This window comes from Acidisarcina polymorpha (assembly GCF_003330725.1).
GTDB classification, from domain to species: domain Bacteria; phylum Acidobacteriota; class Terriglobia; order Terriglobales; family Acidobacteriaceae; genus Acidisarcina; species Acidisarcina polymorpha.
Map to the genome: position 1 here is coordinate 2,673,455 of NZ_CP030840.1, position 26,898 is coordinate 2,700,352.

Sequence of the window (26,898 nt, forward strand, 5' to 3'; positions counted from 1 at the left end):
ATACCTAACTAGCAGGAATCAATCCAAAGACCGCGACCCCGGTCGTTGTACCGACGTAGACCTTACCGTTGACGATTAAGGGGGTAATGAACTTATTACCGGCCCCAGGGACATCCCGGCCATTCGCGGCCTGGTTGCTGTTGTAGAGTTCGTTGGCAAGATTGGTGGCATCGTACGCGTGGAGCACGGCCGGGATGGGAGCGAAGCCAGCCGACGCCTTCGTGGATTCGAGGGCCCATACGATCCCGTTTGTCGTACCGTTCGCCGATATCCCGGGTGTAGCTCCGGGATAAGGGAAAGGAGTAGCAGACTGACTCGAAGGAGCTATCGCCAGCTGTGCGTTGGTTATCGGGAATGCTTTCAGGGAGTCTGTTTCTGCCGCGTAATAGATTGTGTTGTTGAAGTACGCCGGAGTGGAGTAGACCTTGCCGGCTAGTTGCCCGCTGACCTGTTGATAGATGTTGCTGTCCCCAGTGCTGTTGTATTTGCCCATATTGTCGCGGTCGGCAATGTAGATATTCATGTCCTTGCCGGCCCCGACGATCAGATGGTGAACAGTTCCAGTGGCATCGGTCAGATCAGGCAAAAGGATCTCGCCGCCTGAACCCAGATCGGTATCTACGCCACTTTCAGAGACGGTGTTGTATTCATTGAAGTAGTCGGCGACTGCAAGCGTTCCCGAGGTAGACAGCTTGATCATGGCGTTGCCATAGTCGCCGCTGGACGGGAGGCCGCCGCTGGTCAAGGTAGTCTCGAAGGTGCCGTTAGCGTCGAGGAAGTAGATATTGCCGCTGCTATCGGCGGCCAGTCCGTCGCCACTCATCCAGATGGAACCTTCCGATCCATTCGGAGTGACGTTCAGGATCTGGGTTTGTTGGAGGGTCGATTCGCTGTATCCCATAATCCAGCCGGTATAAGGCTGAATATCGCAATGCGAGGTCCATGCCAGGTAGATATTTCCATTGAGCAGCAAGAGCGCCGCCCGCTCGGCATATTGCGCAGGATCGAAGACTACATTGCCGCCCTGAGAGTTGGCGCCAGTGCCGGGGTAAGTGCCGGTAATCTCGGTAGGACTCCCGCTAATCTCTGTCCCGGTGGTCAAATCGAGAGCATGCAGCCGGTGGTGGTATGCGCCACTAGCATCCTTGGTCATGCCGACGGTGAACAAGGTGCCGTTCGGGCCCTGCTTGCGATCGATCACCGGAGTTGAGGTGATGCCGATTTCCGGGGTGATCTGGTCGCATTTGTGGTCATCGCTGGTCGTCTCACCAGTACCCAGGATTGAAGTCATCCAAAGCTGCGCCCCGGTATCGGCGTCGAAGGCGTAGACGCTGTCGTGCTCAGTGGCGACGTAGAGAACGTTCCTCAGCGCGCCACCAACCGTGATGTTGGCGATGTAGAGCGGCTCTGCGTCGACAAGGCCATCTACCGTGTCAAAGCCGATTTTGCCGAATTGGGTTGCGTTTACGTTGGTCAGGTTGAGGATGGTCTCGCTGGCATTCAATCCATCGCGAGCATTGTCATAGTGATAGGTGGGAACGTCCGGAGCATTTGTCAGAATGGCGGCCTGTACGGTCAGGGCTACGGTGGCGGCATGACTTAGAGTGCCGGAGGTGCCGGTGAAGGTGACGGTTGCAGCCCCCGCGGCCGTCGCAGCGGCGGCCGTCAGCGTGACACTCTGTGCAGTTCCCGGGGTAAGAGTCAACGATGCGGGATTGGCCGTTACACCGGCTGGAAGGCCCGTTATGGCCACAGTGACCGCGCCGGTGAATGAGTTCGCAGGAGTAGCCAGAACGCTCACCTGGGCGCCTGCGCCTCCAGCAGTCAAGCTGAGCGTAGCCGGCGAAACAGCGAGCGCGAAGTCCGGCGGCGGCGCCGCGACAGTGAGGGCGATTGCTGCAGTATGGCTGAGCGTCCCCGATGTGCCGGTCAAGGTAATGGTCGCTGCGCCGGCAACTGCCGTCGAGGCTGCCGTGAGCGTCATGGTCTGGGCCGCACCTGGAGTCAAGCTGACCGTCGCAGGCGTGAATGTCACGCCTGCAGGAAGTCCGGCGGCGGTTACCGCCACTGGCCCGGTGAAGCCGTTCAGTGCAGCGGCGGCGACACTGATCGCCGTCCCCGTGGCGCCGGATGTCAACGTCACCGTTGCGGGCGTGGCAGCCAAAGTGAAATCGGGGGTCGCAGGCGTAGCTGGCGTTGTCGGATGGGACGAACCGCTACAGGAGAGTAGTCCTAGGCAGACAGCAGACAACGAAAGCGCCATCACGGCGCCGAAATGGGAGCGCATCTCCGACCTCCGGGTTTAATCCGAGATTCATGCGAATTTCGAATTGCCCACGTGAGATGCGAAGACTTCGCTCTGCGTTTGCATGTGCAGTGTCGCCTAATTGACGAGATTGAGCTAGTTTTCGCGCGATGCGCGCACAGCCAGTTCGGGATAGAGACCCGGCTCTTGCCACTCGCGCGCAATGGCCAGAGCCTGTGACAGGTTGGTTACAACCCGGTCGGGATGACAGGTGCTGAGTCGCTCCCGGACGCGCTCCGCGTCAATTGTCGAATCCCATAGGCCGACGACGATGCGATTCTGAGGAAGCCGGTGGCGGATTCTCTGGCAGAGAGCGCGCGTGTCGGCGAAGGCAAAAGGAGGAATCGCCGAGATGTAGATGACGGTGTCAGTCTCTTCAGCCAACCTGGAAAGGATTTCATCCGATAAGGCGTGGGAAGGCAGCTGCAAGGTTCGATTGCCAGCCTGCTCTAGTATCTGCGCCAGCATGGTCGCGACAATCTCATCTGCCTGGTCCTGGGTCGATACGCAAATAACTGGAAACGATTTAACTCTCAGTCGTGAACTTCCCTGGGGAGTTCCATCGGCAGAGAGGATTGCGGTGTCGGAGAGCTCAGCGATGAGTTCGTTGGCGCATTGGAAGACGAAGTTGGCACGAACCTGATCGAGGGAGCCCTGATGCCGGTCACGTTCGGCGAGGAAAAGCGCGGGCAGCAGGATTGTGTCATAGAGCTCCGCCATTGGGTGACTGGCGAGGAAGCGTTCGGCGATCGCGCGTGCCTCCGCCTGATCCATGGCGAGGAGACGTTCATAGAACTTAGCCTCTGGCGCCAGCTCGGCATCGTCCCCTAACAGGGTCTTGAGGAAAGACATCTCGGGTAGATGAAGACCCATAACGATCAGGCATACAGTGAGCGGGGTTGATAGTACGAGTCCAGGCCAACCCCAAAGCAGCGTCCAGAAGACCGCCATGATGAGAAGTGCCAGGGTGGAGATACCCGTATGGCTTCCGTAAAGCCATGGTTCCAGAAAGTTACTGACGGAAAACTCGAGTAGACCGAAAAGCGCGAGCACCACCAGCGCGGGTCCCCACGGCCCATAGACTCCAAGCGCAAAGACAAACGGCAGCAGCACTCCCATCGAAGTTCCAATGTAGGGAACGAAGCGTAGGATGCTCGCGATCACTCCCCAGAGCGTGGCATTGGGGATGCCGATTGCAAATAGACCCAGGCCGAAGCAAAGCCCATAGCCTGCGTTCACCAGGAAGTTGATCGTCAGGTAGGTGCTGATCCGCTTGCCAGCATCATCAAGCGCCTTGGTCACCAGGTTGAGGTGACCCATTCCCGCTAGCAGCAACAGGCGGTTGTGGAGGTCTTCCCGGTTGATGAGCATGTAGATGGTCAAAACCAGGACAAAAACGGTCTCTCCAAGCGGCCGAACCACCGGAATCAGGGTGGCGATCAGATCCGGAATTCCTCGGGAGGGCTGGACGACCACTACTGGCGTGGGCGCGGCTTGGACCGGGACGGGAGCAGGTACGGCGTCGGATTCCGCAGTTTTAGTCTTGCGCGGCCGGCTCGCCGGGGCTGCGCCCGTTGCAGGTAGAGCTGCAGGCGGCGTAGGCGACTGAGCAGTGCCGTAGAACTCCTGGCCTACCTCTTTGACTCCGTTGATGGCCCGGCTGAACGGACTGACTGAGGGGGCATGGAGCGCTTCCATTTTTTGATGGAGATTTTCCCGGTAGTCAGGCATTTGGTCGGCGATGCGAACGAGTTGACGAGCGACCACCCAGCCGACGCTGCCAACGATGCTGCCAGCGATCACGACGACAATAATGACCGCGGGGACGCGTCGAATACGGAAGCGGTGGAGATAGATAACGGCGGGAGCGAGCAGGAAATTCAAGGTCAGCGCCAACGCGACCGGGATCAGAATGGGCCGGCCGAAGTAGAGAACGGCGATCACGATGGCCAGGAGAAGAACGGGTTCGCTGGCCAGCAGCCCGTTACGTGCGCGTTGAATTTCCACGAGTGTTGGTGTCCTTCAAAGAGCGAAGTGGCTCGATCGCGATAGGAACTCAGCATAAATCACGAATGCCTGCTTCTGCAGTTGGGAGCGAGCGGCGGTGCGGCGTGCAGGCTAAGTATCAGTTGAAATCTCGTGGGGAGAAATTCAGGAGACGAAGACGAACTAAGAAACCAAACAACTTGAGCGCGCCTGCCCTGATCCTAGTGGTTTGTCAGATGGAGGAGCGATCCGTGACCACAACGAGCAACAGTAAGGCTTATTCGAAGACCTCGAGATGCTGGCCGGGATATGAACCCGTGCCAGGCAAGGCTGAGCACGAAGAAGGCAGCTGCCGCAAGAAGCCGGCCAGCCGCAACGGTGGCGTCGAGCCGGACCGCGAGGTGGCTCGCAAAGAGCAGATCGCCCGGGGTGGTGAGCGAGCCCAACAGGCAAAGTCCAAATCCCCGCAGAGATCAGAGCGAGCCGCTGCATCGAAGAAAAAAACCAAGTCAGGATCTCGATCAGCAAGGAATGGAGAGATTGCCGGAAAGAGCCAGGCAGCCAAGAAGCAATCCAGCAAGTCCAAGAAGCAATCCAGCAAGCCCGGAGCTTGAAGCAGGAAGCAGATCTCAGTCGCCGCCCGAGAGCAGAACCGCAGGCTCAAGACACAAGTGCGGTTACGGAGCGGTCCTTGGCGGCCCACATGAACCAGTTTGCGTAGAAGCAATATGCTCATGTGCCGGGCTTTATGTATCATCAGCAGTGGCTTGCTCGGCTAAAATACTATTGCAGTGGTAGTTCGCATCACGCACCATGAAGGAATCGAAACCAGCTGTCAGCCAGATGTTCGCAGAAAAATAATCGCTTTGGTCAGGCGCCAGGACTGGAGCATTTCGCAATCGATGCAGATCAAAGGAACATGCTCTGGTGGCATTTTCCTTGAGAGAAGGTCAAGATGGCCTTTGCTCGAAAGTCCACAGTAGTTGCGAGATGCTTTGGTGAATGGGAACAGCCTGAGAGGCGATGGAAAACTTATGCCCGAAACTATCGAAGAGAGAGTTCTTAAAGTTATCGCCAAAACACAGCGGATTCCAGTGGAGACGGTGACTCCGCAAAGCTCCTTCGAGGAACTGGGGATCGATTCGATGGACAGCATCAACATCCTGTTCGATCTCGAGAGCGAGTTCGAAGTCGAGATCGATGATGAACAGGCCCGGCACATCCGCTACGTTCACGAGATGATCGCCGGTGTCACCAAGCTGCTGGAGGCGAAGGAAAAGGCCTCGCAAGAAAGCTAGGATGCCAGTCGCCCAAAGCCCGCAGGTCCAGCGCGTCGTCATCACCGGAATTGGCGTCATTTCCGCCCTCGGCTTAAACCAGCATCAGTTCTGGGCCTCGCTGATCGAAGGTAAAGCGGGCATCGTTCCATTTGATCAGCCGGAGTATGGTCAAATCCGCTTCAAAAATGCTGCGGTGATTCAGGGGTATTGTCCTGAAGACCACTTCCCCGACAAAAACGCCGCCTTCATGGATCGTTTCGCTCAATTATCGGTGGTGGCTGCCCGGGAGGCCGTCCAGCAATCCGGAATCGAATGGAACGAAGATCTCCGGGAGCGGACCGCGGTGATTACCGGTTCCTGCATCGGCGGCCGGATTGCGGAAGAGGTCGGGTACTGGAACCTGTTTCATCTCAACAAAAACCGCGTTCATCCGCTGACCATTCCCCTCGGGATGGCGAATTCCGGAGCCAGTCAGATCTCGATGGAATACGGGATCCACGGTGCTACTTTTACGTTCTCGACAGCGTGTTCCTCTTCGGCACATGCATTGGGACATGCTTTTTGGATGGTGCGATCGGGGGCCGCGCCGATGGCGATTGCCGGGGGCGCCGATGCTCCTATTTATTTTGGGAACCTTAAGGCGTGGGAGGCGATGAGGGTGGTCAGCCCCGATACGTGCCGCCCATTCTCTCTGGATCGCGCGGGAATGATCCTGGGTGAGGCCGCATCGATGCTGGTGATCGAGCCGCTCGAAGCGGCGCTGGCGCGCGGAGCGAAGCCGATCGCCGAGATTATCGGCTTCGGAATGTCCTCCGACGCAAGCCATATTACTCAGCCCTCGGCGGAAGGCGCTGCCCGGGCCATTCGCGGGGCGATTCGCGATGGCGGGATTGCGCCAGAACAGATCGGCTATATCAATGCTCATGGAACCGGCACCGAAGCTAACGACAAAATGGAAGTGGCGGCGATCCGACTCGTTTTCGGCGAATACGCCGAACGGCTGCAGATCAGCTCCACCAAATCCATGCACGGCCACACCCTCGGCGCGGCCGGTGCGATTGAGGCCTCGGCAACCGCTCTGGCTCTCGACCGCGGCATCCTTCCCCCGACTGCGAATTTTACCCAGCCGGATCCGGAGTGTGATCTGGATGTCATTCCCAACCAGGCTCGCACCGAGTCAGTTGAGATTGCATTGTCGAACTCGTTTGCCTTTGGGGGCTTGAATGCCGTGCTGGCGCTGAGGTCGATGCAATAAATTTTGCGTTCCGATTGACAGCCAACACTCGATGGCCGGCTGCGATGATGTCAGGCCGGAGCCAAAAAGGCTATTATCCGTAAGAAGAGGGCGCGGGATGGCACCATTGATGTTGCCTCATCTTGCGACCGTATTTGGGGGTTTTTGCTTGGCTGATATGTCGCCGGTGCCATTAACGCTAGAGGGTGCAAGTGTTCTGCATCAGATGTTTCGTTTTCGCTGGATAGCTTGGCGCGCTCTGTCGCTGCCGGAGCGTGAACGAGTGATCGATGAAGCCATCGAACTCCTCGAGCCGGCGGAAGAAGGCGACGGGCCGCCGCGGCCTAACCAGTCCGCGCTCTATTCGTTGGTGGGGCACAAGGGCGATCTGATGATGGTTCACTTCCGCGACACAGTCGAAGACCTGAACCGCTTCGAGTTGGAGTTGGCACAGACCGATCTGTACGAATACCTGGAACCGACAAGCTCCTACTTATCCGTTGTGGAACTCGGTCTGTACGAATCGTCCGGCAAGCACTACGCCGAGTTTGCACAGCACGGTATTGAGCCGTACTCCCCGGCATGGAATGCCGAGGTGAAAGAGGTGCTCGATCGCCAAAGCGTTGCCATGGCGTCGCGGCTCTATCCCGAAATCCCGGAGAGCAAATACCTCTGCTTCTATCCGATGGATCGGCGTCGCGGAGAGCAGGCGAACTGGTATACGGTCTCCATGCAGGACCGTCAGCGGATGATGCATGAGCACGGATTGATCGGCCGCCGGTATGCTGACCGGGTCAAGCAGATCATTTCGGGATCTATCGGTCTCGATGACTGGGAATGGGGCGTGGATCTGTTTGCCGATGATCCAGTCGTGTTCAAAAAACTTATCTACGAGATGCGCTTTGATGAGGTAAGCGCCATCTATGCGCTTTTTGGGTCCTTCTACGTTGGCGTTCGAGTGAAGTTGGCGACCCTGCATCATTGGCTCGGAGGTAATTTGGGAGCTTCTCCAGCCAAGTCCTAGAGACTAGCGTAGATCGGCTGACACAATCGCAGATCGCCTTCCCTCCGTTCCGCATCGAACAGGTACCGGAGGGTACCGATTGATCGTCGCTGACGAACAAAAAGAAAAACCGGAGCAAGCCGAGCCCGAAGAGTCTGGTTCTTCCTCAGGCAATGAATCTCTCTCCGATCTGCTGTCGCAGGAAGCGCAAGCGCAGCCCGCACAACGTGATCTCGCTCGTCCAACCGCCCATCAAATCTTCGCTCAAGTCGCTGACAATGCGCGCCACGAATTGGCTCGTCCGGTTGCGGCGCTGGCGATCGCGGGTGTCGTGGGTGGCCTTACGATGGGCCTCACCGCGCTGAGCACTTCCATTGTTCGCGCGGAACTTGGCTCGAGCGCGACTGCTCTGTTTATTGCCCACCTCCTCTATCCAATCGGCTTTATGGCGGTCATCCTGGGGCGGGGTCAGCTGTTTACCGAGAACACGCTGTATCCAGTGGCCCTGGTGCTTGCCGAACGCCGTCACGTGGGCCGCACGCTGCGGCTGTGGGCAGTGGTCTTCCCCTCCAATGTTGCCGGGGCACTTTTGTTTGCCCTGCTGGCAGTCAAGACGGGGGCGTTGCGTCCAGAATATGTGGAGGCGATGACGAAGTTTGGCCTGGAAGCTGCCAATGTTCCCGCCAGTCATGTTTTCTGGAGTGGGGTTTTTGGCGGATGGATCATTGCGTTGGTCGCCTGGCTGGTGAGCGGCAGCCATTCGATCACCGGATCGGCGTTGTTGATCTGGGTCTTCACTTTTGTGGTGGGGCTGGGTCAGTTCGCACACTGCATCGCTACGAGTGGAGAAATTCTTGCAGCGGTGTTCACGGGGCAGTATTCTGCCGCCGGTTACGGGACATGGCTGGCGATGGCGACGCTCGGAAACATCGTAGGCGGCGTCATGCTGGTGACACTGCTTGAATATGGACAAGTCAAGAGCGGCACTTCATGAGATTCGATCGCGTCGGGTGAAATGGCTACGATGCGACATGTCCGCCACCATTTCAGGCACAATAGAGCGGAATCCTTGAGAGCAGAGCGAATCCGAATTCTTGATGAGCAGAGCGAATTGGAACCTTTTAATGAGCAAAGCGCAATTCTTGTTGAACGCTGGCTAGGGAGTTCAGTCCAAGCCTTGCGCATGTATACCGAGCAGTAACAGAAACATGGATTAACAGGGACGCGGCAGTGCCACCACTGCCGCAGGAAAGAGAGAGATGGCGACCAAAGCAGCAGAGACAGAGAAGACCGACGTGATCACTCTGGCCGTAGATACTGGCGGCACTGGGATCAAGATGATCACGCTCGACAGTAGTGGCAAACCGACGAACGAGAGAGTTCGGGTTCCGACGCCTTCACCGGCGACAACCACAGCGGTGCTGGCCGAGTTCGAGAAAGTCAAGACGCAAATGCCGCCATTCGACAGGGTGTCGGTGGGCTTTCCGGGGGTGATTAAACACGGAACGACCTATACGGCCGCGAATCTGGATCCAAGCTGGGTCGGCTTCCCGTTGCAGGCGACGCTCGAGAAGCAGTGGAAAAAGCCTGTCCGGGTTTGCAATGATGCTGCGGTCCAAGGTTATGCGGCGATCAAAGGCAAGGGCGTCGAATTGATGTTGACGCTCGGTACCGGACTTGGCTCCTCACTCTTTACGAGCGGGCACCTTTGCCCCGGACTGGAATTGGCACACCATATCTGGCGAAAAAAGGACCGTACCTACGAGGATTATCTGGGGAAACGCGGCTACGAGAAATATGGCGTGGACAAGTGGAACTCCTTCCTGCAGGAAGCAATTGAGAATACTGCCAAGCTGTTTAACTGGGACACCCTGTACCTGGGTGGAGGCAATTCCAAAAAGATCTCTTTCAAGCTGCCCGAGAACGTACAGACGGTTTCGAACGAAGACGGGTTGCTGGGTGGGGTGGCATTGTGGAGAGACGAGGCAATGCTCTGACCCGCAACCTGCCTGAAGGATCCGTGGACGAACATCCTGTCTTGAGACGAAGATCCACACGGATGACGTTTGCCTGAATCTGCATCCAACTGAGCGGACGAAAGTCTCCGGACAGTTGGTGCCAGGGGAGTTGCATCTTCTCATCAGAATAGTCTTAGAGGTTCATTATGAAGCGGTTGGAAAACCGGGTTGCGGTGGTCACGGGCTCGAGTTCAGGGATTGGACAGACGATCGCGCAGAAACTAGCGGAAGAGGGCGCCCACCTTGTCATCGATTACATCGGTCATCGCGAGGGCGCCGATGAGACTCTCAGGATGGTGCAAGCTGCGGGCGCAAAAGGGATCATTGTCCAAGCCGACGTCTCCAAACTCGATGCTGTGAAAGAGCTCATCGATCAGGGGTGGTCGGCGTTCGGCAGCGTCGACATCCTGGTCAATAACGCCGGCATGGAGAAACGCGCCGCATTCGTGGACGTGACCGAGGAAGAATATGATCAGGTGCTGGCAGTCAATCTAAAAGGCCCATTCTTTCTCACTCAAGTATTTGTGCAGCGCTTGCGGAGCGCGAAAAAGAGTGGACGAATTATCAATATCAGTTCGGTTCATGAAGACATGGCGTTCCCGAATTTCTCTACTTATTGCGCCAGCAAGGGTGGCGTGCGAATGCTGATGCGCGACCTTGCGGTAGAACTTGGTCCGGAGGGCTTCACCGTCAACAATGTCGCGCCCGGAGCGATTGTCACGCCGATTAATAAAAGTCTGCTTGACGACAAACCCAAGCTCAATGCCCTTCTGGCGAACATTCCATTGGGACGACTGGGCACGACCGATGATGTGGCGAATCTGGTCGCGTTTCTAGCCTCCGATGAAGCCGCGTACGTCAACGGCGCCACCTACACGATCGATGGCGGCCTGTCGCGCAGCTATCACGAGCAGTAGCGATGGCCTGCCGCATCGAGGACTATGGCCTCATTGGCGATTGTGAGACCTCTGCGTTAGTTGGCAAGGACGGCTCCATCGACTGGCTTTGCTGGCCGACATTTTCCTCGGGAGCCTGCTTCGCCGCTCTACTGGGAAGCCCCGAGAATGGCCGTTGGCAGATCTCGCCGGCAACGGAGATCGTCAAGGTCTCCCGCAGGTACCGCCCGCACACGCTTATCCTGGAAACGTTGTTTGAGGCGAAGGACGGACGCTTTACGCTGATCGACTTCATGCCGGTGCGCGGCAAGCACTCCGACGTAGTAAGAATCGTTCGAGGCGTACAGGGTGCAGTGGCGGTGCGGATGGAGCTGGCAATGCGTTTCGACTACGGACGAGTTGTTCCGTGGGTGACGCGCTGCGAGGATGGCTTGCAGGCAATTGCCGGCCCGGACATGACCGTTCTTCGAACCAGTGCCGAATTGCATGGCGAAGACATGAAGACCGTCTCTGAATTCGAGCTGAAGGAAGGAGAGGATGTCACCTTCGTCTTGACTTATGGGGCATCGCATGAGCCACGGCCTCGAGCCATCGACCCACATAAGGCGCTTGAAGATACAGAGCACACCTGGCTGAAGTGGACGCAGAGAGGAAAGACTGCCGGCCCCTACTCGGAGGCGATCGAGCGTTCGCTGATAACCCTGAAAGCGCTGACCTACAAGCCGACGGGAGGTATCGTGGCGGCGGTGACGACTTCGTTGCCCGAGGCGCTAGGCGGAAACCGGAACTGGGATTATCGCTACTGTTGGCTGCGGGATGCCACCTTCACGCTGCTGGCGCTGATGAATGGCGGCTACTACGAAGAGGCCACGGCTTGGAAGAACTGGCTGCGACGCGCGATTGCCGGCAGTCCGGAGCAGCTGCAGATCATGTATGGCATCTCTGGAGAGCGGAACCTGCTGGAGTGGGAAGCGACGTGGCTGCCGGGATATGAGCAGTCAGCTCCGGTGCGCATGGGCAATGCGGCGTCAAACCAGGTGCAACTCGATGTTTATGGAGAAGTGATGGACGCCTACCTGCATGCCGAATTGGGAATAGAGGATGGCGATCCGGAGAGTTTCAAGCTTCCCCAAAACATGGTCGAGCACCTGGAGACTATCTGGGACCAGCCGGACCAGGGCATCTGGGAGTCGCGCGGCGGGCCGCAGCAGTTCACCTATTCGAAAGTCATGGCGTGGGTGGCATTTGACCGCGCCATCCGGGCCGCTGAACACTTTGGCTACAGCGACCCGATCGCTCGCTGGACGGAGCTACGCGATCGTATTCATGCAGAGGTCTGCGCAAAGGCATTCGACAATGAATTAGGCAGCTTCGTCCAGACATACGGGTCGAAGATGCTGGACGCATCCTTGCTGTTGATGCCGCTGGTCGGTTTTCTGCCGAATGAGGACCCGCGCATCAAAGGCACTATAGAGGCCATCGAGAAACACCTGGTGAGCGATGGACTGGTTCTGCGCTATGACACCAGTAAGGTCGACGACGGTCTACCTCCGGGAGAAGGGGTCTTTCTTGCCTGCAGTTTCTGGATGGTCAATGCATTGAAAAGGATCGGCAGGGAAGAGGACGCGCGCAAGTTGTTCGAGCATCTACTCTCTCTACGCAACGATCTGGGCCTGCTGTCGGAGGAATACGATACGACGCAGAAACGGCAAGTGGGAAACTTCCCCCAGGCCTTGTCGCATATCGCGCTGGTAAATGCAGCATTCAGCCTCCAGGGCGATGGGAATTTGCGGCATCGCGCGCCGCGCAACAAGGAATCAAGCAGCCGACGTGCATCTAAACAGCAGGCTTAAACACTGCGTCGAGCCAAATTTCAATTCACAAACGATGCTGAAAGCGAGATGTCATGTATTCATTTCGAGTCTGGGCCCCTGTAGCAAAAAAGGTCGAAGTAAAAACTGGAGACCAGAAGACGGAACTGCAAGCCCAGGACGGCGGCTGGTGGCAGGCAGAGGTAGCAACAGCCGGGCCGGGCACGGACTATGCCTACATCATCGACGGCGAAGAGCCTGCGGTCCCCGATCCTCGATCGATGTGGCAGCCGGAAGGCATCCATGGACCCTCGCGAGTTCTAGACCATGCCGCATTTGCGTGGAGTGACAGCGAATGGCGCGCGCCCGCCTTTTCGAGCGCAATCGTGTATGAGCTTCACGTGGGGACGTTCACTCCGGAAGGCACCTTCGATGCAGTCATCGATCACCTCGATTACTTGAAGGATTTGGGCGTCACTCATGTCGAGATACTGCCGGTTGCCGCATTTCCCGGGAAGCGTGGCTGGGGCTATGACGGAGTTGACCTGTTTGCTCCCTATGAACCATATGGCGGGCCCGAAGGCTTGAAGCGCCTCGTTGATGCCGCGCATCGGAAGGGCCTGGCGATGGTGCTGGATGTCGTCTATAACCACTTCGGCCCGGATGGAAATTACTCCGGCAAGTTCGCTCCCTATCTGACGAGCCTGCATACAACCCCGTGGGGTGACGCGGTGAATTTTGAAGAAGGAGGAAGCCATGAGGTTCGGCGCTTCTTCATCGAAAATGCGCTGATGTGGATGCGAGACTATCATTTCGACGGGTTGCGGCTCGACGCAGTGACGGCCTACATGGACCGTTCGGCAACTCACTTCCTGGAGGAACTGGCGCGGGAGGTACGGGAGCTTGAAGCGGAGACGGGGCGCATCCTCGTCCTGATCGCGGAGAGCGACTTGAACGATCCAAAGCTAGTCAAGGCGCCGGAGGCGGGCGGCTATGGCGTTGATGCGGCCTGGAGCGACGACTTCCATCACGCGCTGGTCACTTTCTTGACAGGCGATCGCTCTGGATACTACGTCGACTTTGGTGCGCTGGCCGATCTGGCAAAGGCGCTTGAATCTGTCTACGTTTATGACGGCAGCTATAGCGAACATCGCGACCGGCACCACGGACGCCCAGTATGCGGGCTGCCGGGATGGCGCTTTCTGGGGTATTCGCAAAATCACGACCAGGTCGGAAACCGCGCACGGGGCGAGCGGTTGGTGCATCTCGTCGGTGAAAAGCGGGCCAGGATTGCAGCGGCACTGGTCATCACCGCTCCATTCGTTCCTATGCTGTTTCAAGGGGAAGAGTTTGCGGCTTCCGCCCCCTTCCAATATTTCACCGACCACGAAGAAGAACTTGGCCATCTGGTATCGGCGGGACGCAAGCGCGAGTTCACGGCTTTCGGATGGAAGCCGGAGCAGATCCCGGACCCTCAAGCGGAGGCGACCTTCACCGATTCAAAGTTGGAGTGGAAAGAAGTGACAGAGGGTGCGCATTCGGCGATGCTCGACTGGTATAAGCAGCTCATCCATTTGCGAAAGACCACTCCCGAGTTGGTGAATGGCCGTTTGGACGACGTGATCGTCTCGGTCGATGAAGACGATCAATGGCTGGTGATGGATCGCGGCACCATCCAGGTGGCTTGCAACTTCGGTGCAGAGCCGCTTCAGATCGAACTGCCTTCAGGGTCAACTTTGTTGTTGGGATCGGATGAGGTCGCTCTCAAGGAAAATGAGCTGACCTTGCCTCCGGATGGCGTCAGCGTGGTTCGTGTAAGCTGAAGAGCCTTTGATACCTTAGGGATATGCCACCCTTCCTGGTAGCGGCAGTTGATTTTTAGCCCACCGGTCATGATCGCGGCGGGTTTGACGCTTCTGCCTTTTCTGGCGGCAGCGTTCTTCGGCGAGTGGGTCCTCCGGCAAGCGGCCTCGCTTCCCGCCTGGGGACAGATGCTCTGCCCTGGAATCCTGTGTATTCCCTATCTCCTGGTGGCGCTTGCTACCGGATTTTTCCACTGGGGGTGGTTCGCTCTCTACCTGGGGCTGCCGGTAGCGCTGGCTGTGCTTCTCTGGAGCGCAAGAGAGCTCGATCCCCAGCAGCGCGGTGACTGGCGCGACTTTCTCATACTGGCGGTCCTGGGACTTGCCGTCGATCTTCGTTGGTTCGAACCTGCTTGGCCGCCTTACCTAGCCGTCTTCAACAAGATGCTGATGCTCGATGCCGGAATTTACGGGTTTCTCGTCATCCGAAGACTGGATGGAGTGGGCTTCGACCTTCGGCTGCGCTTCCGCGACCTCGGCATTGGTCTGCGTGAGTTGCTCTTCTACACCCCAATGGCTGTAGCTCTGGGATTGAGTCTAGGCTTCTTGCATTTTCACCCCGTCTGGCCGAAGCTGAGCCAGGCTCTCGGCGCAATGGTCTTCACCTTCTTCTTCATCGCCGTTCCTGAAGAACTCTTCTTCCGAGGATGGATGCAGAACCTTCTAGAACGGCGCTTAGGCCGTTATCCAGCACTCTTGTTGACGGCATCGTTGTTTGGTTTGTCGCACTTCAACAAGCGGGCAGTTCATTTCAATTGGCGATATGTCCTGCTGGCGGCCCTGGCCGGAGTGTTCTATGGCAGGGCATGGCGACAGGAGCGCCGTGTCGGGGCCTCGGCCATGACCCATGCCTCGGTGGATACAATCTGGTCGCTATGGCTGCGGTAGAGCAGATGGGATCGAGCGCCGAATGTGACCGTGACGCGGCCGATATGCCAGATAGCCTAGTCCTACCCTCATATTGTGAGTGACATTGCCCAGAAATGTGATCGCTATGCAGATCCCCAGTACTGCATGAGCGATGGCCAGAGGAATGAGGTTGTGGTAGTGAAGAAAGAGCCAGCAGGCGGCGAATCCCCACACCACCGTCGCGACAGTAAGGATCGGATTAGGCAGATGAGCCAGAGCAAAAACTCCGGTTGCCAGCACCACGGCCAAGACCTTGCTCTTGAACAAACGGCGGAAGCGGGATAAGAAGAAGTCCTGCAATAAGAATTGTTGCGCAAATGCCCATATCGCATAGCCCCAGAAGCGCTGAATCAGCTCGAATGGACCTCGCCACGGACGTAATGTTTGGAGCTTTTCCGCAACCATGACGGCGATCGCTGCCGCCGCGATTGCCGCGACAACGATCCAGATCGACTGGAGAAGATTCTCGGTGCGCAATCCAATATCGGCCCAGTCGTCGAATGATTTCCAGCTAGCGGCAAAGATGAAGATGGCCGCAGCCAAGTAGAGGGGCCGCTGCCAGGGGCTGGGCATCCAGATCACGAGAAGGATAAGCCCGTAGCCTACAGATAGCTCGACGATGTCGCGCTGCCTGCTGGCCGTAGCTCCAGGATCCTCTACCAGAGGGAGCTCGGCTTTCCCAACCGCCATGCGCTCATTCTAGAGCTTTTCCCGCAGCAGCGTGCGCTGAAGCATGTAGGTTGAAAAGATCCGCTCTACTCCAGACGAAGGGCAGCGCCGGGAGACGTCGGTGCGGTTAACATGGAGGCGTGCAGCTTCCTGTCAATCCGCCGATCCTGCCGATGCTTGCGAAGCGGATCGACCAAATCCCCAGCGGAGATGCCTGGATCTTCGAGCCCAAGTGGGATGGATTTCGTGCGCTGATCTTTCGCGATGGCGATGAGGTGCTGATCCAGAGCCGCGACGGAAAATCGTTGAACCGCTATTTTCCCGAGTTGCTTGCACCGATACGGTCGCAGCTGCCGGCTCAATGTGTCTTCGATGGAGAAATCGTCATAGCCGGCGCTGACGGGTTGGATTTCGACGCGCTCCAATTGCGCATCCATCCTGCCGCCTCGCGGGTCAAGCTCCTGGCGTCACAGATTCCGGCTTCGATCGTATTCTTCGACCTTCTCGCCGTCGGGGACCAGGACCTGCGGGGCGAGTCTTTCCGGAACCGGCGCGAGCGAATGATTTCGCTGCTCGCGGCGGCTACGCCTCCAATCCATGTGACTCCCGCGACCTCGGACAAGGAAGTCGCCTCGGATTGGTTTCGCCGCTTCGAGGGCGCTGGGCTTGATGGGGTGGTGGCCAAGTCGTCCGCGCTAGGGTATGAGCCTAACAAGCGGGTCATGCTCAAGATCAAGCATGAGCGTGATTGCGATTGCGTGGTCGCTGGTTTTCGTTGGTACAAGCAAGGCGAACATACGGCTGTCGGCTCCCTGCTTCTCGGGTTGTTTGACGATTCCGGCATGCTGCAGCACGTTGGAGTCTGCGCCAGCTTCACGCAGGAGAAGCGGAAAGAGCTCGTCGCGCTACTTGCCCCTTATCGTGAGAACGCGCTCACTGGTCATCCGTGGCAGAGAGAGGGAGCGAACGAAGCCGCATCCGGCGATGGGGAGCGGCGGATGCCGGGAGGACAGAGCCGCTGGAGCCAAGGCAAGGACCTGTCCTGGGAGCCGCTGCGACCCGAGTTGGTCGTGGAGGTCGCTTATGAGCACATGCAAGGCAGCCGCTTCCGCCATATGGCGCAGTTTCGCAGATGGCGGGTGGATAAGACGCCGAGTGAATGTACCTATGCCCAACTCGAAGTGGTTCCTCCGCAGGAGCTGATGTCTATCTTCCCGGGCAATCGCTGAACCGCTTCATTCGGCGATTCTGGGAGGGGCGGCCGATGGGCGTCTGGTTGGATCGTCGTCGGGATCAGGAGTCTCCTGCGACGGCCTGAGCTCTTCAGGAATATGGCGTAGATTGATCCGGATGCGCGTCCAGGTAGAAAACCTGCCGCGCATCGAGTCGACCAGCACGTCATCGACGGCCAGCAGCGCGGCGGCCTGGCTGTGTTTGCGCTTCCATCTCTCCAGGCCTTCTAGCGCTGCTTCTTTATCAGGCGAGTTGGCCACCACGAGCAGCGGCATCTTCGTCCTTGCCTTCTGCGCAGCCGGCTTTGCGGCTCCGGACTTGGCTGCGGCGGACTTGGCGCGGGACGGAGCGACCCGCGGCGCTTCCCCCTCCGCCTTTCGAAAATGCGGTGGCCAGGGAGCGTCGCCGAGCCCCTCCGCCTCATCTCTGGCGGCTAGTTCGAGCAGAGTCTCAAGGGATCCGGCTGCGGAGTCCATCTCCGCGTGCGGGTCCCCAATTTTCTCGAATCGTTGGGGAACGGTGAGTACGGTAAAGTCGGCTGGCTCGCAGTCGGGCACCTCCCGCCAATCAAGCGGGGTCGAGACCCGCGCGTCGGGAAGCGGGCGGACGGAGTAGGCTGAGCAGGTCGTCCTGTCCTTGGCGTTCTGGTTGTAGTCCAGAAAGACGCCATGGCGTTCCTCTTTCCACCACTTTGAACTGGCCAGGTTGGGTAATCGGCGCTCGACCGCGCGGGAAAACGCGAGCGCGGCGCGGCGCACTTCGCTGAAGCTCCATCGCGGTTCAATGCGCACATTGACGTGCATGCCTCGAGAACCGCTGGTCTTAGGCCAGCCGCGAAGGCCCATCTCTTCGAGCAGCGCTTTAACCTCCATCGCCACCTGGCGCACCGCGGGCCAGGTCACGCCAGGACCGGGATCGAGGTCGACACGAAGCTCGTCAGGATGATCGAGATCGGCCGACCGCACGGGATGGGGATGCAATTCAAGGCAGCCCAGATTGACGATCCACGCGAGTCCTGGCGCATCGTCGATGACCAGTTCTTCGGCGGTTCGGCCGGATGGGAAGGAGAGGGTGACGGTGCGAAGCCAGGCAGGGCGTTCGCCGGGAGCGCGCTTTTGATAGAAAGCCTCAGCTTCGGCGCCGTTCACAAACCTCTTGAGTACGATCGGGCGATCGCGGATGCCGCCCAGGGCTCCGGGCGCCACGGCAAGGTAATAGCGGACTAAGTCCAGCTTCGACAGCTTCGTCTGCTTCGAAAAGTAAAGCTTTTCGGGATGGGTGACGCGAATTTCGCGCCCCTCCACGGAGAGCAGTTCGCAAGCCTCTTGTTGCTTCACGAAGTCAGGCTACACCTTTCGAATCGAATTGTGTCGAAGCGCCGTTTCGGCTTTGCTCCGCGTGGAGAGCTCAGCGCGCTGCTTGCTCCTGCTTGGCTTCCATCTGCGGCAAGGTCCAGGCAAACAGGACGCCTCCGCTCCCCGTCAGAACATACTGGCGGCCGTCGAGCATGTATGTGATGGGGGAGCTTTGCATCGGCGATCCCAATCCAGCATGCCAAAGGGTCTTGCCATCGCTGGTATCGAGAGCAAGAGCGTTGCCGCGACCGTCGCCGGTGAATACCAGCCCTGCATCGGTGGTCAGGATGCCGGCGCCGGAGCCTCCGTGTCCAAGTTCATGGCTCCAGCGGATTTTTCCGGTCTGGTAGTCGATGGCTTCGAGCACTCCGTTCCCCCAGAGGCTATAGTCCGCGCCTGCCCAGCCGTAAGAACCGTCGGCGGGTTTCGCGAAGTAAAGGCTGTAGCTCGGTTTGGCGCTGACCAGGAATAGCCCGGTGGCGGGATCAAAGCTGGGTGCGCGGTAGTTAGTGAGGCCGCCCTCGTCCGGAGCGATGAGGCGTCCGTCGGGGGCCGGCTCCTTGGCCGGATTGGGAATAGGCTGGCCCTTGTCATCGAGGCCAGTAGCCCAATTCACTGGGCCGAATGGAGTGGTAAGCAGGTTTTCCCCAGTGGCTCGATCGAGGACAAAGAAGTAGCCGTTCCGGGAGGCTTGCATCAGCATCTTGCGCGGCTTGCCCTTGAAATCGCCATCCACGAGAACCGGGGTTTCGACTGCGTCCCAGTCGTGAGTATCGTGTGGAGATGCCTGGAATGCCCAGACGAGCTTACCGGTATCGGGATTGAGCGCAACGACGCTGCAGGTGTAGAGATCGTTACCAGGCCGGGTGGATCCATTGAGCACCGGAGTGGGATTGCCAGTTCCCCAGTAGAGCAGGTTGAGTTCGGGATCGTAGGTCCCCGGCATCCAGGTGGTTCCGCCGGTGGTGGCATCCTTCGTTCCTGGAGGGGGATCGACGTTCCACTGCCATTGCAGCTTCCCGTCTTCCGGGTCGATGGACTTGACGAAGGTAGGCAGATTGTCAAGGTCGCCGCCGATACCGACAATTACATGGTTGCCGACGATCAGCGGAGCTTCGGTGGTCCAGTATCCCTGCTCGACGTCGGCAATCTGGACGTTCCAGCGCACCGTGCCATCTTTCGCATTGAGCGAGATCATGTGCGCATCCGGGCTCATGAAATACAACCAGTCGTGATAAATGGCTACGCCCCGCTGGCCGATATGATCACCCTTGTTTGGCGGATAGTGATAGTGCCAGAGTTGATGGCCGGAGCGTGCATCTATGGCCCAGACGTTATCGGGCACGGTGAAATAGGCAATGCCGTCGACCACGATGGGGGTCGATTTGATGCTGGCGTTCTGTCCAGTCTGGAAGGCCCAGGCAAGACTGAGATCGTTTACATTTGACGCCGTAATCTGGGTCAGCTTGCTGTGACGCCGGCCAGAATAGTCACCATGATACCCCGGCCAGCTGTCAGATGGCGGATGAAGCAGCCACTTGTCGTCCACCTTCTGGGCTTTCACGGGAATGGTCACGGCCGCAGGTAGAGTGGCTGCGGCGACTGCAAGAATGGCTGCGATTCTACGAAACTTCATGCCTGATGTGACCCTATGACGGCGATGCTGGGCGGCATCGCCGAATGGGAGAAGTATTTCATATTCTCGGTCGTGCAGGCCATGGATACCTCGGCTGTTCCTCAATCGAACTCGATAGAGGAAAACGGCTGTCCTGGAATGGTGTTGCTGCTGAGAAAATCAGCAGCCGCGAATACCACGTATCGGATGGTGATCGAACGTCTACAAGTGTGGACGGCCGAATGATCAGAGATTTTTCTTCTCGACGCGATCCACAAAAGTGTCGGAGATCGGCCGGCTTCCGGCGATGCTGAAGCCCGTCACTTGGTTGAGGGCGAAGGTGGTCCCGCTCGCCGCTTCGGGCGCTTTGATGCGAAAGAAGTCGGCATTTTCGACGTCCTGCAGAACAAAAACCGGACGAGCGTCTGCCTTTTCTGAGGTGATTTTGATGTCGCTCGCTTCAAGACCCTTCACGTGGCGGAAGTAGATACCTTGAGAGGGAGTGTCGCCGAACATGGTGGGCTCGGGATAAGCGGATTCCTTTTCGGGGAGGACGATGTTGGCTTGTTCCGGCGTTCCCCCACCCTGATGGTGAATATGGATATTTGAGAGCTTGAGATCTTCGATGGGATGACCGGGAACGCCACTGATGAGCGACGAGATCCTTGGATGGGAGCCGGATGACACGACGTTTGAAATGGTGACCCGCTTGATGGTGCCAACCGGCACACCCACTGGACCGCGCATCCGGCTGCCGAGCCGCAAGAACAGGGGCGCATCGACAACATCCCGCATGGAGATATTGGTAATGGTTACATCTTCAAGAAGAGCGCCGTCTTCGGACTCGAGCGCAAATCCGTGGCAGTTGTAGAACACGCAATTGGCGACCGTGATATTGCGGAATCCACCATTCGATTCGGTGCCGAATTTGATGCGGCCGGTCCCTCCGAAAGGCTTGTAGGTACGATCGAGCAAGGTGCCCTCCACCATCCCACTGACTAAACAGTCGCTGATGGTTACAAACTCGGTGGGACGCGCATAGCCGAGGGCGAAGGAACTCTTTGGGCAGATACCGTCGTCGTAGGGGGAGTTGACGCTGCAGTTGGAGACCCGGACGTTGCGGCAGCAGTCGATGTCCATACCGTCTCGATTGGTGTCGATGGTGAGATTGTCGATGGTCAGGTTATCGACTCCAGTCGCGAGGATGCCGAAGTGACCGCCATGGAGGATCGAAAAGTCACGAAGGTTGACGTTGTAGCAATTCTTGAGGGCGATGGATTTGTTAGCGACACCGGGTGTTTCGGCGCGTGCTTCGGGTCCGCGGTCCCAGCCGCGAGTCAGACCCTTACCCCATATCAAACCTGGTCCCAAGATGGAGAAGTCATGGATGTCTTCGCCCCAAATCAGGGAATTGTGCCAGTGATTGTGACCATAGTCCTGGTAACTTTCATAGGCCGGATTCTGGGGCTCCGCGAGATCATAGCCCCCAGTTGTCCCGGGGGGCAGAGGAGGAGCGGCCAGGATGGTGGCTCCCTGATCGAGATAGAGAGCGACGTTGCTGCGAAGATGAATGGAGTAAGACAGGTAAGTGCCTGCGGGGAAGAAGACCGTGCCGCCACCGTGACTTGCGGCGGCATCGATGGCCTTATTGACTGATGGCGAATCGATGGTCTGACCGTCCCCTGTGGCGCCATAGGATTTAACGTTGTGGCTGCCCGCTGCTGGTGCGCTGTTTGTTGACGCCGTCTGAGCGCCGGCGCCAGCTGAGGGCAGTACACTGCCGGCAAGTCCCGCAGTGGCGATACGGAGAAAGTCACGGCGCGGGGTGAACTCCATTGTCATCTCTGATCGGCGCTCCTGAGGCCGGTTCAACTTTATTCGGCGAGTGTAGCAGTCCTTCTCCTCTTCGCAAAGATGTCGAAAGCGGGCAGGAACTTAAAGCATCGGAAGAGTTCGCGCGGACTATCATCTGCCCTGTAAACAACGCACATGGATATTTCTGAGCTGCGAACGGCTGTTGCTGAGCTTCCCGGCATCCTAGAAGGGATTGCAATTCCTCTTACATTCAGGCTTCTCAGCGAGTGCTGATCTTTCGGCAACCCTGATTGTCCTGGGAGATTGACTGCCGAATGGAGTCTCTGCGCCTATCTGATCTGGAAACTGGACGCCAAACCTCGCTTGGACGGCAGGTCGCGTCTCCTGCCGCAAGGAATGGAATGGGCATCCTCATTCAAGACCCGGTCAATCAGCGCCTCATCGAGGCTGCTTCCGTGCAGTTGGAACTAAATCCGGTCCTTCTGAGCGAAGACTTGTTGAGGCCGGAACTACTCTCGGATTTCGAATTAATCATTGCCGATGAGCCGGTGGCTCATCGGATTCGTTCGAAGTTTTCGTCGCGTGAAGAAAATGGCGAAGGGATCAACCCGGCCGTGATTGCGATCATGGTTCGAGAGCAAACAGGACTATCCAATGCTCTGGAGCCGGTCCCGGAGCAGGCCGCCTCTGTTAACGAACATCACTATTTCGATGGTCTGCTCCGGCTGCCGATGGGGCCAGCACCACTAGCAGCCCAGATGAGCCTGATCCTTTATGCGCACCGCGCCTTTGCACGGCGATATCAGTCCGCCCTCGAGGAACTCAATCTGAACCGGCGCATCTTTCGTTCGGTGACCAGCGGCATTTCAGTTTCGGATGCAAAATTGCCGGATTTGCCTTTGATCTATGTCAATCCAGCCTTTGAAGTGATGACGGGATATTGTCTCGAAGAGGTCCAGGGAAAGAACTGCCGGTTCCTGCAACGCGGCGATCGCGATCAACCAGCCTTGACGCTCGTTCGGGAGGCCCTGCGAGACCGCCGGGAGGCGATCACCATTTTAAAGAATACCGGAAAGACGGAACTCCATTCTGGAATGAGCTATCGCTCTCGCCCATCCGCAGCCGGCAGGGAGAGGTGACGCATTTCGTGGGGATCCAGACCGACGTGACCTCTCGAGTTGAGTTTGAAGCGGCACTTCGCGAGAGCGAAAAACTGGCAGCGGTTGGCCGGCTAGCCTCCTCAATCGCCCACGAAATCAACAATCCGTTGTCTTCGGTGATGAACCTGCTCTACATTGCACAGAATTCCGAGAACCTCGCCGAGATCAAGGAACACCTGGCGGTAGCGGACAAGGAGATGCAGCGCGTCAAGCTCATTGCATCGCAGTCTCTCCGTTTCTACAAGCAATCGACCAAGCCCAATGCCGTTAAATGCAGTGAGCTTATCAATTCGGTATTGGACATCCACAAGTCCCGGTTCTTGAACGCGCAGGTGATGGTGGAGCGCAGGGAACGTTCGGCGCAATCGATCGTTTGTATGGAGAGCGAAATACGGCAGGTGCTGAATAATCTGATCAGCAATGCAGTGGATGCAATGCACGGCAAGGGAGGGCGCTTGCTCATCCGGAGCCGCGAAGCGACAGACTGGCGAACCGGCGCGCGTGGAGTCATGATGACTATCGCTGACTCCGGCACCGGCATTAGTCCAGACATTATCAAGCACATCTACCAGGCATTTTTCACCACCAAAGGAATCGGGGGAACTGGCTTAGGCCTATGGATCAGCAGCGAAATCGTCGAGCGCCATCATGGCCGTTTGCTGGTACGCAGCCGTCAGGGAAACGGACAGGCAGGGACAGTCTTCGAGCTTTTTCTGCCGTTCCAGGGGCTTTCGTCGTAAAACCTATTCAGGCTTGCGCCAGGCGCTCTCCCCCCACCAAAACCACGGCTGGTCTTTGGCCGCCGAACCAGTAGGGAATCTCGCGATAGTCCTCGGCTTCATGTACGACGATGTCGGCGACCTTGCCGACATCCAGCGAACCTACATCGTGCTGCACATCCAGGCTGCAGGCGGCGTTGATGGTTGCGGCAGTGAGGGCTTCCGCCGGGGTCATCTTCATCTGCGTACAAGCGAGCGACATGACCATCGGCATCGACGCGGTCGGCGAGGATCCAGGGTTGAAATCGGTGGCAAGGACAACCGCTAGGCCGGCCTCGATCATCGCCCTTGCCGGAGCATATTTCTGCGAACCGATGGCATAGACGGAGCCGGGCAGCAGGACCGGCTGCACCCCCGCAGCCTTCAATGCGGCGATCGAAACGGAGTCGGACTGCTCGAGATGATCGGCCGTCTTTGCCCCCAGCTCCGCCGCCAACAAAGCCGCGCCGGAGCAAGTGAATTGATCGGCGTGCACTCGCAGCTCGAGACCAAGAGCCTTGGCAGCGGTAAGGATCTGGCGAGCCATGCCGACGGAAAACACCTTGGGTTCGCAAAATACATCGCAATACCGGGCCAGCCGCTGCTGGGCGACTGCGGGCAGCATTTCGCGAATGATCAGTTCGACGTAGGACGGCCCTTCATAGTGGTAGTCGCTGCTGTACTCTTCCGGTACCTCATGCGCGCCTAGAAAGGTGGGCACACAACGGAGCGGGGTCTGTTCGCTGACGGAGCGCACCGCCCGAAGGATCTTCAGCTCGCTCTCGAGGGTCAAACCGTACCCGGATTTCGCTTCTACGGTCGTGGTGCCATTGCGTAGAAACCACTGGGCATGCTTCCGCCCGGTGTCGACCAATTCACCTTCAGTCGCGGTTCGAGTCTTTCGCACGGTGGAACGGATGCCTCCGCCTTGTTCGGAAATCTGCTGGTAGGTCATTCCCGCGCAACGCAGCTCGAATTCATCAGCGCGGTTGCCGGCGAAGATGAGATGGGTATGGCCGTCGACAAACCCGGGGGTCACCACCTGCCCAGCGGCGTCGACGATCTCTGCGTCCCGGCTGGCTAGCGGCTCGACTTCAGAGCGAGGGCCCACTGCGACAATCCGTCCAAAGTGCATCAGGATTGCCCCATCGCGGACAATTGAAAGCTCGCGCATTTCGGCCCCAACGCGCGGTCTGCTTGGGCCACTTAGAGTGACGATTTGAGAGCAGTTCGTCAGCAACCGTTCAGACACAGTAGCGGCGGTCTCGAGCTTCGAACTCATTCGCGATTCCGCATCGGCACGTGAATGCCCGCAGTGCCGGCGAAGTTTTCAGCGATGGCATATCCTGCATCCACGTGCCGCAGAACACCCATCCCGGGATCAGTGGTCAAGACTCGCTGTAGCCGGCGGGCAGCCTGGTCAGTTCCATCGGCGACTACGACCATTCCCGCATGTTGGGAGTAGCCGATCCCCACGCCGCCGCCATTGTGAATGCTTACCCAGGAAGCGCCGGCGGCCGTATTCGCCAGCGCATTAAGCAGCGGCCAATCGGCGATGGCATCGGAGCCGTCGAGCATTCCTTCGGTTTCGCGATAGGGCGAGGCGACCGACCCGGCGTCGAGATGGTCGCGGCCGATGACAATCGGGGCCGAGATTTCTCCGGAGCGGACCAGTTCATTGATGGCCAAGCCCAGTTTCGCCCGGTCACCATAGCCGAGCCAGCAGATCCGTGCGGGCAGGCCCTGGAAGTGAATCTTGCGTTGCGCGAGATCGATCCAGCGGCGCAGCGGCAGATCTTCCGGGAAGAGCTCGAGCACGAGGCGGTCGGTTCTGTAGATGTCCTGGGGATTGCCGGAGAGCGCCACCCAACGGAATGGTCCTCTTCCCACACAAAACAGCGGACGAATGTATTCGGGCACGAACCCGGGAATATCGAAGGCGCGCTCGACGCCCGCCAGCTTCGCCTGGGTGCGCAGGTTGTTGCCATAGTCGAAGGTCACTGCGCCACGCGCCTGCAGAGCGAGCAACGCCTCGACGTGTCGGCCCATCGCCGCCATCGAGAGCCGCGTGTATTCCGCGCTGTCCCGTTCGCGCAAACGAATTGCTTCAGCAAGGGTCATCCGGTTCGGAACATAGCCATTCAGCGGATCATGGGCGCTGGTCTGGTCGGTCAGCAGGTCAGGAACGACGCCGCGCTCAATCAACTCCGGCAAGACGTCGGCGGCATTGCCAACCAGCCCCACGGAGAGCGCTCTGCCGTTCGTTCGGGCAGCATTCAATCGCGCCAATGCATCGGGGAGGTCTCTGGAGATCTCATCGCAGTAACCGCCGGTAATCCGCTTCTCGATCCGCGCCGCATCGACATCAATACCGAGGAAACAAGCCCCCGTCATGGTCGCGGCCAGCGGCTGGGCGCCCCCCATGCCGCCCATGCCTGCGGAGACAATGAGCCGGCCTTCCAGGTTCCCCCCGAAGTGTTGTCGTCCGGCCTCGGCAAAGGTCTCGTAAGTCCCCTGGACGATTCCCTGGCTGCCGATATAAATCCACGAGCCAGCTGTCATCTGGCCATACATGATCAGGCCTTTTCGTTCGAGGTCATGAAAGCAATCCCAGTTCGACCATTTGCCTACCAAGTTGGAATTGGCGATCAGCACCCGGGGCGCCGACTCCTGGGTACGAAGAACGCCTACCGGTTTGCCCGACTGGATCAGCAGCGTTTCGTCGTTTTCGAGCGATCGCAGTTCGCGCACGATCGCGTGGAATGACGGCCAATCTCGCGCCGCCTTGCCGGTGCCGCCATAGACGACCAGCTCCTCAGGCCGCTCGGCGACTTCGGGATCGAGGTTGTTCATCAGCATCCGGAGCGCCGCCTCCTGCTGCCATCCCTTGCAGCTCAACGCCGTCCCGTGCGGAGCGCGAACCGGCTTCACTGGACCGTGCGGCTTTGTTTCCAACGGCTCCAGTTCCGGCATAGTCATCTCCTTCATT

22 protein-coding genes and 1 pseudogene are annotated in these 26,898 nt (G+C 58.3%); 15 read left to right on the forward strand and 8 right to left on the reverse strand.

Going from position 1 to position 26,898, the window contains the following annotated elements:
- Nucleotides 1-4: 4 nt before the first annotated feature.
- Nucleotides 5-1,753 carry an NHL repeat-containing protein gene (locus ACPOL_RS11470; protein WP_236657407.1) on the reverse strand — a complete coding sequence of 583 codons (1,749 nt, stop codon included), beginning with the start codon at nucleotides 1,751-1,753 and terminating at the stop codon, nucleotides 5-7.
- Here ACPOL_RS11470 and ACPOL_RS34670 point away from each other — a divergent pair.
- Nucleotides 1,746-2,306 (forward strand): hypothetical protein, encoded by a 561-nt coding sequence (locus ACPOL_RS34670; protein WP_236657408.1) that lies wholly within the window; start codon nucleotides 1,746-1,748, stop codon nucleotides 2,304-2,306. The two genes, ACPOL_RS11470 and ACPOL_RS34670, sit on opposite strands and share 8 nt — an antisense overlap.
- 95 nt (nucleotides 2,307-2,401) lie before the next feature.
- On the opposite strand, the gene ACPOL_RS11475 is transcribed toward ACPOL_RS34670, so the two are convergent.
- Nucleotides 2,402-4,312: an AI-2E family transporter gene (locus ACPOL_RS11475; RefSeq protein ID WP_236657409.1), complete on the reverse strand. Its 1,911-nt coding sequence runs from the start codon at nucleotides 4,310-4,312 to the stop codon at nucleotides 2,402-2,404.
- A 230-nt stretch (nucleotides 4,313-4,542) separates the two neighbouring features.
- On the opposite strand from ACPOL_RS11475, the gene ACPOL_RS11480 reads away from it, so the two are divergent.
- The 10 genes from ACPOL_RS11480 to ACPOL_RS11525 all read left to right on the forward strand — a co-directional run bounded on the left by ACPOL_RS11480 (nucleotide 4,543) and on the right by ACPOL_RS11525 (nucleotide 15,283).
- A complete protein-coding gene (locus ACPOL_RS11480; RefSeq protein WP_150132960.1) occupies nucleotides 4,543-4,905 on the forward strand; it encodes a hypothetical protein in 363 nt (120 codons plus the stop codon).
- A gap of 420 nt (nucleotides 4,906-5,325) precedes the next feature.
- Nucleotides 5,326-5,589, forward strand: a complete 264-nt coding sequence (locus tag ACPOL_RS11485) for an acyl carrier protein (protein WP_114207191.1) — start codon at nucleotides 5,326-5,328, stop codon at nucleotides 5,587-5,589.
- Nucleotide 5,590: 1 nt separating this feature from the next.
- Nucleotides 5,591-6,826, forward strand: a complete 1,236-nt coding sequence (locus tag ACPOL_RS11490; protein WP_114207192.1) for a beta-ketoacyl-[acyl-carrier-protein] synthase family protein — start codon at nucleotides 5,591-5,593, stop codon at nucleotides 6,824-6,826.
- Nucleotides 6,827-6,923: 97 nt separating this feature from the next.
- Entirely contained in the window at nucleotides 6,924-7,829 is a 906-nt protein-coding gene (hemQ, locus tag ACPOL_RS11495) for a hydrogen peroxide-dependent heme synthase (RefSeq protein WP_236657410.1), read from the forward strand.
- Between the two features lie 79 nt (nucleotides 7,830-7,908).
- Nucleotides 7,909-8,802, forward strand: a complete 894-nt coding sequence (locus tag ACPOL_RS11500) for a formate/nitrite transporter family protein (RefSeq protein ID WP_236657411.1) — start codon at nucleotides 7,909-7,911, stop codon at nucleotides 8,800-8,802.
- A 265-nt stretch (nucleotides 8,803-9,067) separates the two neighbouring features.
- Nucleotides 9,068-9,805, forward strand: coding sequence for an ROK family protein (locus ACPOL_RS11505; protein ID WP_114207193.1), 738 nt, complete (start codon nucleotides 9,068-9,070; stop codon nucleotides 9,803-9,805).
- 167 nt (nucleotides 9,806-9,972) lie between these two features.
- Nucleotides 9,973-10,743 (forward strand): SDR family NAD(P)-dependent oxidoreductase, encoded by a 771-nt coding sequence (locus tag ACPOL_RS11510; RefSeq protein ID WP_114207194.1) that lies wholly within the window; start codon nucleotides 9,973-9,975, stop codon nucleotides 10,741-10,743.
- A gap of 2 nt (nucleotides 10,744-10,745) precedes the next feature.
- On the forward strand, nucleotides 10,746-12,575 hold the full coding sequence (locus tag ACPOL_RS11515) for a glycoside hydrolase family 15 protein (RefSeq protein WP_114207195.1): 1,830 nt from the start codon (nucleotides 10,746-10,748) through the stop codon (nucleotides 12,573-12,575).
- A 53-nt stretch (nucleotides 12,576-12,628) separates the two neighbouring features.
- Complete coding sequence (treZ, locus tag ACPOL_RS11520; RefSeq protein WP_114207196.1) at nucleotides 12,629-14,356, forward strand: malto-oligosyltrehalose trehalohydrolase; 1,728 nt, start codon at nucleotides 12,629-12,631, stop codon at nucleotides 14,354-14,356.
- Nucleotides 14,357-14,404: 48 nt separating this feature from the next.
- Complete coding sequence (locus tag ACPOL_RS11525) at nucleotides 14,405-15,283, forward strand: CPBP family intramembrane glutamic endopeptidase (RefSeq protein ID WP_236657412.1); 879 nt, start codon at nucleotides 14,405-14,407, stop codon at nucleotides 15,281-15,283.
- Here ACPOL_RS11525 and ACPOL_RS11530 read toward each other — a convergent pair.
- Nucleotides 15,269-15,994, reverse strand: a complete 726-nt coding sequence (locus tag ACPOL_RS11530) for a CPBP family intramembrane glutamic endopeptidase (RefSeq protein WP_114207198.1) — start codon at nucleotides 15,992-15,994, stop codon at nucleotides 15,269-15,271. The two genes, ACPOL_RS11525 and ACPOL_RS11530, sit on opposite strands and share 15 nt — an antisense overlap.
- 119 nt (nucleotides 15,995-16,113) lie before the next feature.
- Between ACPOL_RS11530 and ACPOL_RS11535 the strand changes: the two genes are divergently transcribed.
- On the forward strand, nucleotides 16,114-17,202 hold the full coding sequence (locus ACPOL_RS11535) for an ATP-dependent DNA ligase (RefSeq protein WP_114207199.1): 1,089 nt from the start codon (nucleotides 16,114-16,116) through the stop codon (nucleotides 17,200-17,202).
- Nucleotides 17,203-17,208: 6 nt separating this feature from the next.
- Here the strand turns inward: ACPOL_RS11535 and ACPOL_RS11540 are convergent, their stop codons facing one another.
- Complete coding sequence (locus ACPOL_RS11540) at nucleotides 17,209-18,543, reverse strand: DNA polymerase domain-containing protein (RefSeq protein WP_114207200.1); 1,335 nt, start codon at nucleotides 18,541-18,543, stop codon at nucleotides 17,209-17,211.
- Nucleotides 18,544-18,613: 70 nt separating this feature from the next.
- Complete coding sequence (locus ACPOL_RS11545; protein WP_114207201.1) at nucleotides 18,614-20,197, reverse strand: acido-empty-quinoprotein group A; 1,584 nt, start codon at nucleotides 20,195-20,197, stop codon at nucleotides 18,614-18,616.
- A gap of 15 nt (nucleotides 20,198-20,212) precedes the next feature.
- On the opposite strand from ACPOL_RS11545, the gene ACPOL_RS11550 reads away from it, so the two are divergent.
- Nucleotides 20,213-20,422 carry a hypothetical protein gene (locus ACPOL_RS11550; RefSeq protein WP_114207202.1) on the forward strand — a complete coding sequence of 70 codons (210 nt, stop codon included), beginning with the start codon at nucleotides 20,213-20,215 and terminating at the stop codon, nucleotides 20,420-20,422.
- Here the strand turns inward: ACPOL_RS11550 and ACPOL_RS11555 are convergent, their stop codons facing one another.
- The gene (locus ACPOL_RS11555) at nucleotides 20,423-22,018 is read right to left on the reverse strand and encodes a rhamnogalacturonidase (RefSeq protein ID WP_114207203.1); all 1,596 of its coding nucleotides are present in this window, start codon (nucleotides 22,016-22,018) and stop codon (nucleotides 20,423-20,425) included.
- Between the two features lie 731 nt (nucleotides 22,019-22,749).
- Here ACPOL_RS11555 and ACPOL_RS36140 point away from each other — a divergent pair.
- Nucleotides 22,750-23,129 (forward strand): annotated as a pseudogene (locus ACPOL_RS36140) (PAS domain-containing protein); the annotation flags it as partial.
- 27 nt (nucleotides 23,130-23,156) lie between these two features.
- Nucleotides 23,157-23,891, forward strand: a complete 735-nt coding sequence (locus ACPOL_RS35715; protein WP_414633367.1) for a sensor histidine kinase — start codon at nucleotides 23,157-23,159, stop codon at nucleotides 23,889-23,891.
- Nucleotides 23,892-23,898: 7 nt separating this feature from the next.
- Here the strand turns inward: ACPOL_RS35715 and hutI are convergent, their stop codons facing one another.
- Nucleotides 23,899-25,191 (reverse strand): imidazolonepropionase, encoded by a 1,293-nt coding sequence (gene hutI, locus ACPOL_RS11565; RefSeq protein WP_114207204.1) that lies wholly within the window; start codon nucleotides 25,189-25,191, stop codon nucleotides 23,899-23,901.
- On the reverse strand, nucleotides 25,188-26,882 hold the full coding sequence (hutU, locus tag ACPOL_RS11570) for a urocanate hydratase (RefSeq protein WP_201759165.1): 1,695 nt from the start codon (nucleotides 26,880-26,882) through the stop codon (nucleotides 25,188-25,190). The genes hutI and hutU overlap by 4 nt, the downstream gene beginning before the upstream one ends.
- Nucleotides 26,883-26,898 lie beyond the last annotated feature (16 nt).